Genomic DNA, 12,696 nt, shown 5'->3' on the forward strand with positions numbered 1-12,696 from the left:
CCGCTCTGCTCTACCGTCGGGGGGTGGACATCCGGACGACCTTGCACTGGCCCGTTCCTCCCGCCGACGTCGTGGCCGCGCGCTGCGACCCCGCCTACCTGGAGACGCTGTGCCGGCGCACCGGGGCCGTGGACCACTCGGTGGAGGTCGACGGGCTGCGCACCGTCGTGCGCCGGGTGATGCCGACCGACCGCTTCCCCGACTTCGCCCGCAAGATGACCGGCGAGCGGATCACGCTGGTGGAGACCACGACGTGGCGCGCCGAGGCCGACCCCGACGGGGCGCGCCGGGCCGACACAGCCATGCACGTGGAGGGGGCACCGGTCACGTCGGCCACCTCGACCGTGGTCCGGCCCGAGGGCGACGGCGCCGTCGAGCAGGTCACGGGCCAGGTCACCGCCAAGGTGCCGCTGGTCGGCGGCCGGATCGAGAAGGCCGTCCTGCCGGCCCTGGACGCGGCCCTGGAGGCGCAGGTCGACGCCTACGAGCAGTGGCGGGGGCGGTGACGACCGGTGGAGCACAGCAGCGGGCCGGGCGTGGCTGAGGCATGCCCACCCGACCCGGACCGGTGACCGCCTCCGGCCGGCCCCCGGCGCGGGGCGCCGGTCCGGCCGGGCCGCCGGGGTCGCACGGGTCGCACGGGTCGCCCCTGGGGGTGCAGGACCTCGCCGAGGTCGACTCCCGGGCCCGGGCGCTGCTCGGCGAGGACCCCGACGCGGCCGAGGAGCTGCTCAGCAGCACCCTGCGCCACCTGGACCGGGCCGTCGAGGTGGGTCCGGAGGCCGCCGGGGTGTCGGTCGAGGTCGACCTGGCGCACTGGCGCGCCCAGCTGCTGTACGCCCGGTCGGCCCAGCGCCACTACCGCAACGAGCCCAAGGCGCTGGCCGACCTGCAGCAGGCCGCGGAGATCGTCGACCCGCGCACCAGCCCGCTGCTGGCCGCGCTCGTGCTGAACGGCCGGGCCATCTGGGAGGGCTTCGAGGGGCGCATCGAGGAGCAGATCGGCACCCTCACCCAGGCCCTGGACATCGTGCAGCGGGCCGACCGGGAGCGGTCGGTGCCGGTGCGGGTGGCGGTGCGGATCAACCTGGCCGAGATCCTCGCCGACCTCGGCGACATCGAGCGCGCCCTGTCGCTGCTGACCGCGGCGCTGCCGGACAGCCACACCCTGGGCGACCCCGAGCTGATGGAGCAGATCCACTTCACGGCGGTGGCCGTGGCCGGGCTGTGGCTGGTGCGCCCCGACGGGGTGGAGCGCGCCCCCGACGACCGGCGCGCCGGGCTGGAGCGCGACGTGCAGGTGTGGGCCGAGGCCGCGGCGAGGGCCGGGGAGGCCGCGGCCGCGCGCGACCCGCTGCTGTCCAACCGCCGCCACGCCACCTACGCCGCCGCCCGGGCCGCCCACGTGCGCGGCGACCTCGAGCAGGCCCTGGGCCTGGCGGAGGAGGCCATCCGGCTGACCGCCGAGCGCGGCGAGCCCGACCACGTGGTCCGCTGCCGGGCCCTGGCGGGGGAGCTGCTGGTGGCGCTGGGCCGGCACGAGGAGGCGCTGCTGCACCTGCAGGAGGTCGTGGCCGGGCGCGGCGTCATCACCACGGCGTTCCAGCTGACCGCCTGGTACCTGGTGGCCGACTGCCTGGAGGCGCTGGGCCGGCACCGTGAGGCCATCACCGCCCTGCACGAGTACGTCCGGCACAGCGGGGTGTCGCGCGACGTCCGGCTGCGCAACACGGCGTCGATGGCCGCCGTGACGGTCATGCGCGAGCGGGCCGAGGCCGAGCGCGACCTGGCCCGCGAGGACAGCCGCCACCTCAGCCGGCTGGCCCGGATGGACCCGCTGACCGGGGTCGGCAACCGGCTCGCGTTCGAGGACGAGCTGACGGCGCTGGCCGCCACCGGACGCACGACGTACCTGGCCCTGCTGGACCTGGACCACTTCAAGGTGGTCAACGACGTGCACGGGCACCTGGTGGGCGACGAGGTCCTGCGGGCCTCGGCCGCCACCATCAGCGACCGGCTGCTGGCCGGCGACCCGCGCGCCCGGCTCTACCGGATCGGCGGGGAGGAGTTCGCCGCGGTCCTGGGCCCGGACGAGCCCGGCGCGACCGAGCAGGCCCTGACCACCCTGGAGGACGTCCGGCGGGCCGTGGCCCGGCAGGAGGTCCGTACCGGCGGCTCCACCATCACGCTGACGGTGTCGGCCGGGCTGGCCGTGGGCACCGTCGGCGCGGTGGGCGACCGCTCGCACCGGGCGCTGCTCAGCCACGCCGACCAGAACCTCTACCGCGCCAAGCGGCGCGGCCGGGATCGCGTCGTAGCCGACTGAGGCCGCGCCGTCCCGACCGCGCCGTGCGCGGCTCAGCCCATGTGCGGGTAGCGGTGGTCCGTGGGGGCGTCGAAGGTCTCCTTGATGGTGCGCGGCGACACCCACCGCAGCAGGTTGTGCACGGCGCCCGCCTTGTCGTTGGTGCCCGACGCCCGGCCCCCGCCGAACGGCTGCTGGCCGACCACGGCCCCGGTCGGCTTGTCGTTGACGTAGAAGTTGCCCGCCGCGAAGCGCAGCGTGGACATGGCCTCCTCCACCGCGTACCGGTCGCGCGACAGGACGGCCCCCGTCAGGGCGTACGGCGCGACCGACTCCATCTGCACGAGCATGTCGCCCCAGGCACCCGGTCGGGAGTCGTCCCACACGTGGACGGCCAGGACCGGGCCGAAGTACTCGGTGGAGAACACCTCGTCGGCCGGGTCGGCCACCTCGAGCACCGTCGGGCGCACGAAGAACCCCTCCGAGTCGTCGTACGTGCCCCCCGCGACCACGTCGATGCCGGCCGTCGCGTGGGCCCGGTCGACGGCCTGGGCGTTGCGCGCGAACGAGCGGGCGTCGATGACCGCGCCGCCGAAGCCGGTCAGGTCGTCCACGGGGCCGAAGGTCAGCGCGTCGGTCGTGGCCACCAGGGCGTCCCGCACCCCGCCGCGCCACAGCGAGGCCGGCACGTAGGCGCGGCTGGCGGCCGAGCACTTCTGGCCCTGGTACTCGAAGGCGCCGCGGACCAGGGCCGTGACCAGGACGTCGGGGTCGGCGCTGGGGTGGGCGACGACGAAGTCCTTGCCGCCGGTCTCGCCCACCAGGCGCGGGTAGGAGCGGTACGAGGCGATGTTCTGCCCCACCGTGCGCCACAGGTGCTGGAACGTCGGGGTCGAGCCCGTGAAGTGGATCCCGGCCAGGTCAGGGGCGGCGAGCATGACGTCGCTGACGGCCAGCCCGTCCCCGGTCAGCAGGTTGACGACCCCGTCGGGCAGACCGGCCTCGCGCAGCAGCTGCATGGTGAGCACCGCGGCCAGGGTCTGCGTCGGCGAGGGCTTCCACACCACTGTGTTGCCCATCAGCGCGGGGGCGGTCGGCAGGTTGCCGGCGATGGCGGTGAAGTTGAACGGCGTGATCGCGTAGACCGGGCCCTCGAGCGGGCGGTGGTCGAGCCGGTTCCACACCCCGTCGGAGCTGCGCGGCGGCTGCTCGGCCAGCATCTGGCGGGCGTAGTGGACGTTGAAGCGCCAGAAGTCGGCCATCTCGCAGGCGGCGTCGATCTCGGCCTGCTGCGCGGACTTGGACTGCCCCAGCATGGTGGCGGCGTTGATCCGGGCCCGCCACGGCCCGGCGAGCAGGTCGGCGGCCCGCAGCAGGACGGCCGCCCGGGCGTCGAACGGCAGCCGCCGCCACGGCCCGGCCGCCTCGCGGGAGGCCGCCAGCGCCTGCTTCGCGTCGGCGTGGGTGGCGCCGCGGCCGCGGCCCAGCACGTGCCGGTGCCGGTCGGGCCGGACGACGTCGAACGGCTCGCCCCCGCCCGGGCGCACCTGCGAGCCGACGAACACCGGCAGCTCGGTGACCCCGCCCTGCAGGTCCTGCAGCGCCTGCTCCAGCGCCCTGCGCTCGGCCGAGCCCGGGGCGTAGCCCAGGACCGGCTCGTTGCGCGGCGGCGGCGGGCTCGTGACGGCGTCGAAGCCCCCGCCGGGGGCGGTCGTCGGGTGGGGCCGGGACTCCGCGGGGCTGCTCATGGCAGGGCACGCTACGCGCTGGCCGGAGCCGGGACATCCGGACCTCGGGTGTGCGCAGGCGCCCGGCACGTACATACTTCCCCTCGACGACGCCGACGACGGAGGTGAGCGCCGTGCCCAGCGAGCCGGGGACGGCCGTACCGCTGCCCGACGACGTCGGTGACCTGGTGGCCCTGGTCGACACCGACCCCGTGCGGGCCGTGGCCGAGCTCGACGTGGTCCTGACCGAAGCCGTCGGCCCCGACCGGGACCGGCTGGACGGCCTCGAGGGCGAGGAGCGCACCCGCGTCGCGCACCTGCTGCTGCTGCGGGCCCGGGCCGGGCACTTCCGGCGCGACCTGGCCGCGCACGAGGACACGGCGGCGGCGCTGCAGCTGCTGGACGCGGAGGAGGAGCCGCTGCTGGCCGCGCAGGCGCTGAACATGCACGCGATCTCCTCGGGCTACCTGGGTGACCTGCACGCCCAGCTGCGCTGCCTCGACCGGGGGCTGGAGGCGCTGCTGCGGGCCGAGGGACCCGAGGCGACCCGGCTGCGCTCGGTCATGCGCCACAACCTGGCGGTGGCGCTGTACGACCTGGGCGACGCCCGCGGCGCGCTCGGGCTGCTGGCCGACGCCCGCCGGGAGGCCCGCGTGCTGGGCCACCCCCGGCAGCAGGAGTGGGTGCTGATGAGCTCGGTGGCCGCGGCGTCGTTCCTGCTGCGCGGCTACGAAGGCCAGGCGCCGCTGCAGGGCGAGGAGCGCGAGCGGCTGCTGGCCGACATCGGCCGCTGGACCGAGGAGGCCGCGGTCGCGGCCGACCGGGCCGTGCAGGTCGGCGAGGGCCTGGCCAACCGGCGGGGAGCGTCCTGGTGCCTGGCGCGCCACGCCCAGCTGACCGGCGACCTGGAGACGGCCCTGGCCCACGCCCGGGCCGCGGTGTCGCTGGTGGGCACGCTCGGCGAGGTGGACGTGCTCGCCCGGGCCCGGGCCCTGCTGGCCGAGATCCTCATGGACCTGGGCCGGCTCGACGAGGCCGAGTCCATCCTGGTCGAGGCCACCGAGGCCACCGACCGGCTCGGCTCGGTCACCAGCGTCATGGTCTGGCACATGCTCGCGGTCTGCCGCGAGCGCCGGGGCGACCTGCGCGGCGCCCTGGCCGCGATGCGCCGCTACGTCACGGCCGTCACCGCCTCGCGCGACATGCAGGTGCACAACACGGCCTCGGTCAACGCGGCCCGGCTCCGCCGCGAGGAGGTCGAGCGGGAGCGCGACACCTGGCGTCGGACGTCGGAGCACGAGCGCCGGGCGGCCCGGGTGGACCCGCTGACCGGGATCGAGAACCGCCGGGCCTTCACCGACGCCATGGTCGAGCACGCTCAGGCGGGCACCCGGCTGGCGCTGGCCATCATCGACCTGGACCACTTCAAGTCCGTCAACGACCGGTTCGGCCACGTGGTGGGCGACGAGGTCCTGGTCCGGGTCGGCGCCGCCATGACGGCGGCGCTGCCCGCCCCCCGGGGCGCCACACCCACCCCGGGCATCGGCCTGTACCGGGTGGGCGGGGAGGAGTTCGTCCTGGCCTTCGCGGTCGAGGGCCTGGACGACCCCGCGGTGGCCGCCGTCGTGGAGCGGGTCCGCACCTCGGTGTCGGCGGTGGACTTCTCCGACATCGGCGTGCCGGTGCGGGACGAGTACTCCGGCGACCTGGCCGTCACGGCGTCGGCGGGCGTGGCGATCGGCGTCCCGGTGGACGCCGCGTCACCGGCGGGTGACCTGCTGCGGGCGGCCGACCGGCAGCTCTACACGGCCAAGCACAAGGGGCGCGACCGGCTCGTCGGGCCCTGACCGACCGCTCAGAGCGCGTAGGAGTGGTTGCCCACGAACAGGTAGTTGACGCCGAAGAAGTTGAACATCAGGCAGGCGAAGCCGAGGACGGCGATCCAGGCCGACCGGGGCCCGGCCCAGCCGGCGGTCGACCGGGCGTGCAGGTAGGCCGCGTAGACGACCCAGATGACGAACGACCAGACCTCCTTGGGGTCCCAGCCCCAGTACCGGCCCCAGGCCTCGGCGGCCCAGATCGCGCCGGCCACCACCGTGAACGTCCACAGCACGAACGCCACGGCGTGCAGCTGGAACGAGGTCTGCTCCAGGGTGCGACTGTCGGGCACCCGGGCCAGGAACCGGCTGGGCGACACGCCCGCGGCCAGGACGGCCTCCTGCCGGTGCTGCACCAGCTGCACCACGGCCAGGCTGAAGCCGATCGTGAGCAGGGCCGAGGCCAGGAACGCGATCGACACGTGCACCACGAGCCAGGAGTCCTGCAGCGCCGGGGACAGCGCGCTGGCCTCGGTGTAGAAGAACGACGTCGCGACCATGAGCGCCAGCAGGACGGGGACCACGACGAACGAGCCCAGCCAGCTCCACCGCTGCGCGCGGCGCAGCAGCACGACGAACACCAGGCTGACCAGCACCGACCCGGTCAGGGCGAACTCGTACGCGTCGCCCCAGGGCACCCGGTGCACCGACAGGCCGCGGGCCACGATCGCCCCGACGTGCAGCAGCGTGGCCAGCACGAACAGGCTCGTGCCGATGCGGGCGGCCTTGCCCTGCCGCTCCTGCCCACCGGCCCCGACCGGGTGGGGCGCCTCGACCGTCGTCACACCCTCCTGGCCGGCCGCGCCCGCCGCCACCAGCGTCCGCTCCCTCGGCCGGGCCCGGCGGGCCCCCAGGTCCAGGGCGTAGGCCACCAGCGAGGCGGTGTAGACGGCCATGGCCGAGTACACGAGGGCGTCGCTGATCCCGGCCAGGCCCTCGTCGGCGGCGCGGCCGGTGACGAGGACGGCGGGGAGCACCAGCAGGTCCAGGGGTGACGCGGTCATCGGTCCTCGCTCGTGGGTGCTGGCCCGGGGCCGGGCGGGTGGGTGCTGCGCGGTGGCTGTCCGGGCGTGGGGCCGTCGGGCTCGGCCGCCAGCAGGAGGCGGTCCACCTCGGCCTGCAGCCCGGCGTCCCGGCTGCGGGACAGGCCACCGACCTCGACCACGGTACGCCGCCCGTCGGCCCCGTCCGGCTCCGGGGTGAACCGCACCCACAGCCGCCGGCGCGGCAGGAACAAGCTGACCACCAGACCGACCATGGCCAGCGACGCCGAGACCAGCGCCAGCGGGCCCGACGGGTCGGAGCGGACCTGGAAGGCCGCGAACCGGGGCAGGTCGACGAACGTGACGCTGCCCGCGCCGTCCGGCAGGTCGACGGTCTCCCCGGGCGCGAGCAGCAGCAGCGCCGGCTCGCCCGCGTCGTCCACCAGCTGCGTCATGTCGTCGGTGTCCAGGTCGTAGACCGACTGCGGCGTGCCGTCGCCGAGGCCGATGTCGCCCACCCAGGGCGTCAGGACCAACCGCGGCGCCCGCGCGTCGGGGAAGAACGACACCGGGGAGCCCAGCGGGTCGGGCCCGGCCGTGGGCAGGAACACCCCGGTCAGGCCGATGTCCTCGCCCCCGGGCACGGCCGCCTTGACGACACCGGTCGAGGTGTAGCCACCGTCCTCGGGCAGGAACGGCACCGGCCCGGAGAACCGGACCTCGCCCTGGCCGTCGCGGACCTCGACCACGGGGGCGTAGCCGTTGCCGGTCAGGAACAGCCGCGTGCCGGAGACCTCCAGCGGGGAGTTGACCCGGATGGTGCCCGGCTCGCCCTCGGCGCCCGGGGTCGGGGTGACGGTGACGGCCGCCTCGAAGTCGCGCGGCGAGCCCAGCTGGTTGACCTGCTCCTCCTCGAAGGCGACGTCGAGGGCGTCGAGGCGCAGCGAGAACGGCGGCAGCGCGGTGGCGTCGAACCGGGCCCCGGGGTTGATGGAGTCGTACTGCTGCAGGACGTTGCTGAACGACTCGCCCTCGACCACGAGCGCCTCGCCGCGGTAGGAGTACAGCGACCCCGTGGCCATGGCCACCAGCACCCCGACCAGGCTGACGTGGAACAGCAGGTTGCCGGTCTCGCGCAGCCGGCCGGTCTCGGCCGCCAGCGACCGGGCGCCGGGGGCGCGGTCGGCCTCGTCGTGGGCGTCGACCCGGTGCCCGAGCAGCGGCCCGCCCCGGCCGCGCCGGCGCAGCGCCGCGGTCAGGCGGCCCGCCACCTCGTCGACGGGCGCGTCCACCGTGGTGCGGCCGTGCCCGGGGAGCCGCTCGAGCCGGCGCGGGGTCGCGGGCGGGCGGCGGCGCCACTCGGCGGCGTGCGCCCGGGCCCGCGGCACGATGCAGCCCAGCAGGCTGACGAACAGCAGCAGGTACACCGCGGCGAACCACGGCGAGGAGTACACGTCGAAGAAGCCGAGCCGGTCCAGCCACTCCCCCGTGGTGCCGTTCTCGCGCAGGTACGTGTTGACGGCGGCCAGGTCGACCCCGCGCTGCGGGAACAGCGAGCCCGGGACGGTGGCCACGGCCAGCAGCAGGAGCAGGACCAGCGCGGTGCGCATGCTGGTCAGCTGCCGCCAGAGCCAGCGGGCGGTCCCCCGGGCCCCGAGCGGCGGCGGGCTGGGCGGCGCCGGTGAGGCCCCGGTGGCGTCGGGGGTCCGGGTGGGTGCGCTCACAGCAGCACCGGGAACCGGCTGATCGGGGCCCGCATCCACTCGACCATGGCCTCGTACAGGCCGGACAGCAGCAGCAGCCCGACCACGACCAGCAGCACCCCACCGACCCGCTGCACCAGCAGCCGGTGCCGGCGCAGCGGCGACAGCACGCGCAGTCCGCGGGCGTAGCCCAGCGACACCAGGACGAACGGCAGGCCGAGGCCCACGCAGTAGGCCGCACCGAGCAGCGCCCCGCGCGCGGCCCCGCCGTCGACGAACGACAGCCCCAGCACGGCGGCCAGGGTCGGGCCGACGCACGGGATCCAGCCGACCCCGAAGGCCGCCCCCAGCAGCGGGGCGCCCGCCAGCCCGACGGCCGGCCGCCAGCGCGGCCGCCGCTCGGTCCGCAGGAACGGCAGCGCCCCCATGAACACCAGGCCCATGACCACGGCCAGCACACCGGCGCCGACGTAGACCAGCCGCAGGTTGGGGACCAGGGCGCCGGCCACGCCCGCCACGGTGCTGATGGACACGAAGACCACGCTGAACCCGGCCACGAACAGCACGGTGCCCAGCACGAGCCGGGAGGTCGGCACGGTGCCGGGGTCGGCCAGGACCGCCGTCCCGGTCGACGACCGCGGCGCGCTCGAGACCTCCGCCCCGGTCGAGGCGTCCGTCCCGGTCGAGGCGTCCGTGCCGGTCGACGGCCGCGCGCCGGTCGAGGCGTCCGGGCCGGCCAGGCCGGAGACGTAGGCCAGGTAGCCCGGCACGAGCGGCAGCACGCAGGGCGAGGCGAACGAGACCAGCCCGGCCAGCACGGCCAGCGGCACGGCCAGCAGCAGCGAGCCGTCCAGGACGGTCTCGGCCACCACCGACGACCCCGCGGCGAGCAGGTCCACCGGCCCGGGCCCCGCGCTCACGCCCCGTCCCCTCCGGCGACGACGTCCTCGACCACCCCGACCAGGGTGGCCTCGTTCACCTGCGACAGCAGCCGGGCGGCGACGCGGCCCTCCTGGTCCAGGACCAGCGTGGCGGGCACGACGTTGGTCGGGATCTCACCGGCCAGGCGGAGCAGCAGCGCGGAGTCGGGGTCGTACAGGCTCGGCCAGCCGATGCCGTACTCCTCCTCGAAGCCGGCCGCGGCCTCAACGGACCGGTCCCGGATGTTCAGCCCCACGAAGGCCACGTCGGCGCCGGGACCGTCGGGGCCGGTCAGCCGCTGCTCGGCGGCGACGAGGTCGGGGGCCTCGCCGTGGCACGGCCCGCACCAGGAGCCCCAGACGTTGAGCACGACCAGGCCGCCGCGCAGGTCCGCCACGTCGAGCTCCTCGCCCTCCAGCGTGGACCCGACCAGCCCCTCGACGGGCTCGCCGCGCTCGGCGACGGGCAGCACCTGCACCGTGCTGTCGCCGGACACGAACGCCTCGCCCGCCGCCTCGCGCAGGCCGGGCACACCGGCCTCGCCGGAGCTGCAGCCGGCCAGCAGCAGCGCCGCCAGCCCTGCCGCCAGCCCTGCCGCCAGCCCCGCCGCCGGCCTCGCCGTCCGCCCCGCCGCCCCGGCACCGGTCCGCCTCACAGGTCCGCCGCGGGCTCGCGGTAGCCCACGCCGACCAGCCGGTCGCCGTCGTAGGTGAACGAGGTCATCGAGGCCAGGCCGCACTCGCGCCGGCGCGGGTCGTGCCACAGCCAGCGCCCCTCGGCGGCCGAGCGGGCGGTCCAGATCGGCAGCTGGTGGGACACGCAGACGACCTGCCGTCCCGGGGCCAGGTCGCGGGCGGCCTCGACCGCGGCGAGCATGCGCGCGGCGATCTCGCGGTAGGCCTCGCCCCAGGACGGGCGCAGCGGGTTGTACAGGTGGCGCCAGTGCCGGGGGCTGGACAGCGCGCCGTCCCCGACGCCGACCGTCAGGCCCTCGAACACGTTGGCGCTCTCGATCAGCCGGTCGTCGGTGCGGATGGCCAGGCCGTGGCCGGTCGCGACCGGGGTCGCGGTCTCCTGGGCCCGCTGCAGGGGGCTGGCCACCACGGCGCCGACGTCGGCGTCGGCCAGGTGCTCCGCCACCCGCCGGGCCATGGCGTGGCCGCGCTCGCTCAGCCCGTACCCGGGGATGCGGCCGTACAGCACGCCCTCGGGGTTGTGGACCTCGCCGTGGCGCACCAGGTGCACGACGGTGCGCACGGCCGGCGTGCCCGGGCCGCTCACGCCGCACCGCCCGAGGCCGCGGCCGCCGCCGCCCGCGCCGCGCCGCGCAGCGCCGCCAGCACGTGCTCGACCGCCTCGTCGTCGTGGCTGGCGGAGACGAACCACGACTCGAACGACGACGGCGGCAGGTGCACCCCGGCGTCGAGCATGGCGTGGAAGAACGCGGCGAACGCCGTGGAGTCCTGGGTCCGGGCCGTGGCGTAGTCGTCGACCCGGCCGTCGGCGCCGGCGGTGAGGAAGACGCTGAACATGCTGCCGGCGTGCTGCACCACGTGGGGCAGACCGACCGCGGTGAACGCCTCGTCGGCCGCGGCGGAGACCGTGCGGGCCACCTCGTCCACCCGCGCGTACACGGCGGCGTCGGCCAGGCGGAGCGTGGTGAGGCCCGCGGTGACCGCCACCGGGTTCCCGCTCAGCGTGCCCGCCTGGTAGACGGGGCCGAGCGGGGCCAGGTGGCCCATGACGTCGGCGCGCCCGCCGAAGGCCGCCACGGGGAACCCGCCGCCCATGACCTTGCCGAACGTGAACAGGTCCGGGGCGGGCAGCGGGTCGCCACCGGCCGCGGCGCAGTCCTGCTCCAGGCCGTGCCAGCCACCGGGCCCGACCCGGAAGCCGGTCATCACCTCGTCGTAGACCAGCAGCGCGCCGTGGGCGGCGGTGACCTCGCGCATCAGCGCGGCGAAGCCGGGCCGTGGCGGCACGACGCCCATGTTGCCGGCCGCGGCCTCGGTGATCAGGCAGGCGACGCGGTCGCCGTGCTCGGCGAACACCGCCCGCAGCGCGTCCGGGTCGTTGTAGGGCAGCACGACCGTGTCGGCCGCGGTGGCCCCCGTGATGCCGGGGCTGGAGGGCAGCCCGAAGGTCGCGAGCCCCGAGCCGGCCTCGGCCAGCAGGGCGTCGACGTGGCCGTGGTAGTGACCGGCGAACTTGACCACGACGGGGCGGCCGGTGAACCCGCGGGCCAGCCGGACGGCGCTCATGGTCGCCTCGGTGCCGCTGTTGACCAGGCGCACCTGCTCCACCGCGGGGACGCGGCGGACGATCTCCTCGGCCAGCTCCACCTCCAGCCCGGTGGGTGCGCCGAAGCTGAAGCCGTGCCCGGCGACCTCGCGCACGGCCCCGAGCACCTGCGGGTGGGTGTGGCCCAGCAGCATCGGGCCCCAGGAGCAGACCAGGTCGACGTAGCGGTTGCCGTCGGCGTCGACCAGCCACGGGCCCTGCGCCGAGGCCATGAAGCGCGGCGTGCCGCCCACGGCCCGGAAGGCTCGTACGGGGGAGTTCACGCCGCCGGGCACCACCCGGGAGCCACGCTCGAGCAGGGCCCGGGAACGGGTCGTCGTACCGGGGGCGGAGGTGCTCGCGTGGGCTGTCACGCCTCCCAGTGTCCCAACTGCCCCGGCGTGCTCAGGCCAGGGGTCGCAACCGGTCGCGGACCTTGGCCATCGCGGCCCCCAGGGCGAGGAACTCCTCGCGGGTCAGCGGGTCGACCAGGTGCGCCCGCACGCTGCCGACGTGGTGCGGGGCCGCGGCGACCAGGGCGGTCATGCCCGCCTCGGTCATGGTGCACCGCACCCCGCGCTTGTCCTCCTCGCAGGGCTCGCGGCGGACCAGGCCGCGCGACTCCATCCGGCTGACGGTGTGGGTCAGCCGGGAGCGGGAGTGCAGCACCAGGCCGGCGAGCTCGCTCATGCGCAGCGAGCGGTCCTCCTGCTCGGACAGCTGCACGAGGATGTCGTACTCGCTGAACGTGAGGCCCACCGCGACCAGGTCCCGGCTCAGCGCGTCGTCCAGCAGCGCCGAGCCCTCCAGCCAGGCCCGCCAGGCGTCCTGCTGCGCCGCGTCGAGCCACTCTCCCCTGGTCACAGGGCCGGAGCCTACCGTCCGCGATGCGGACACCCC

The 12,696-nt window shown here is 76.0% G+C and carries 11 protein-coding genes; 3 read left to right on the forward strand and 8 right to left on the reverse strand.

The window, feature by feature from the left end:
• Positions 1–23 precede the first annotated feature (23 nt).
• Together SJY06_RS19070 and SJY06_RS19075 are read left to right on the forward strand one after the other, a co-directional pair.
• Positions 24–506: a DUF2505 domain-containing protein gene (locus SJY06_RS19070; RefSeq protein WP_380169113.1), complete on the forward strand. Its 483-nt coding sequence runs from the start codon at positions 24–26 to the stop codon at positions 504–506.
• Between the two features lie 41 nt (positions 507–547).
• On the forward strand, positions 548–2,326 hold the full coding sequence (locus SJY06_RS19075) for a diguanylate cyclase (protein ID WP_380169114.1): 1,779 nt from the start codon (positions 548–550) through the stop codon (positions 2,324–2,326).
• Between the two features lie 32 nt (positions 2,327–2,358).
• Here the strand turns inward: SJY06_RS19075 and pruA are convergent, their stop codons facing one another.
• A complete protein-coding gene (gene pruA / locus SJY06_RS19080) occupies positions 2,359–4,053 on the reverse strand; it encodes an L-glutamate gamma-semialdehyde dehydrogenase (protein WP_380169115.1) in 1,695 nt (564 codons plus the stop codon).
• Between the two features lie 113 nt (positions 4,054–4,166).
• Between pruA and SJY06_RS19085 the strand changes: the two genes are divergently transcribed.
• Positions 4,167–5,879: a diguanylate cyclase gene (locus SJY06_RS19085; protein WP_380169116.1), complete on the forward strand. Its 1,713-nt coding sequence runs from the start codon at positions 4,167–4,169 to the stop codon at positions 5,877–5,879.
• Positions 5,880–5,887: 8 nt separating this feature from the next.
• On the opposite strand, the gene ccsB is transcribed toward SJY06_RS19085, so the two are convergent.
• From ccsB to SJY06_RS19120, 7 genes are read right to left on the reverse strand one after another with little or no spacing between them, the layout of a single operon-like run.
• On the reverse strand, positions 5,888–6,913 hold the full coding sequence (gene ccsB, locus SJY06_RS19090; RefSeq protein WP_380169117.1) for a c-type cytochrome biogenesis protein CcsB: 1,026 nt from the start codon (positions 6,911–6,913) through the stop codon (positions 5,888–5,890).
• Positions 6,910–8,616 carry a cytochrome c biogenesis protein ResB gene (locus tag SJY06_RS19095; protein WP_380169118.1) on the reverse strand — a complete coding sequence of 569 codons (1,707 nt, stop codon included), beginning with the start codon at positions 8,614–8,616 and terminating at the stop codon, positions 6,910–6,912. The genes ccsB and SJY06_RS19095 overlap by 4 nt, the downstream gene beginning before the upstream one ends.
• On the reverse strand, positions 8,613–9,515 hold the full coding sequence (locus SJY06_RS19100) for a cytochrome c biogenesis CcdA family protein (protein WP_380169119.1): 903 nt from the start codon (positions 9,513–9,515) through the stop codon (positions 8,613–8,615). Before SJY06_RS19100 ends, SJY06_RS19095 begins: the two co-directional genes overlap by 4 nt.
• Positions 9,512–10,171, reverse strand: coding sequence for a TlpA family protein disulfide reductase (locus SJY06_RS19105; protein WP_380169120.1), 660 nt, complete (start codon positions 10,169–10,171; stop codon positions 9,512–9,514). Before SJY06_RS19105 ends, SJY06_RS19100 begins: the two co-directional genes overlap by 4 nt.
• Entirely contained in the window at positions 10,168–10,797 is a 630-nt protein-coding gene (locus tag SJY06_RS19110) for a histidine phosphatase family protein (RefSeq protein WP_380169121.1), read from the reverse strand. Before SJY06_RS19110 ends, SJY06_RS19105 begins: the two co-directional genes overlap by 4 nt.
• A complete protein-coding gene (gene hemL / locus SJY06_RS19115) occupies positions 10,794–12,170 on the reverse strand; it encodes a glutamate-1-semialdehyde 2,1-aminomutase (RefSeq protein ID WP_380169122.1) in 1,377 nt (458 codons plus the stop codon). The genes SJY06_RS19110 and hemL overlap by 4 nt, the downstream gene beginning before the upstream one ends.
• Before the next feature lie 31 nt (positions 12,171–12,201).
• On the reverse strand, positions 12,202–12,660 hold the full coding sequence (locus SJY06_RS19120; protein ID WP_380169123.1) for a MarR family winged helix-turn-helix transcriptional regulator: 459 nt from the start codon (positions 12,658–12,660) through the stop codon (positions 12,202–12,204).
• Positions 12,661–12,696: the final 36 nt, after the last annotated feature.

It is taken from the genome of Jannaschia sp. R86511, from assembly GCF_042466345.1.
In the GTDB taxonomy this organism is placed as follows: domain Bacteria; phylum Actinomycetota; class Actinomycetes; order Actinomycetales; family JBBAYJ01; genus Aquipuribacter.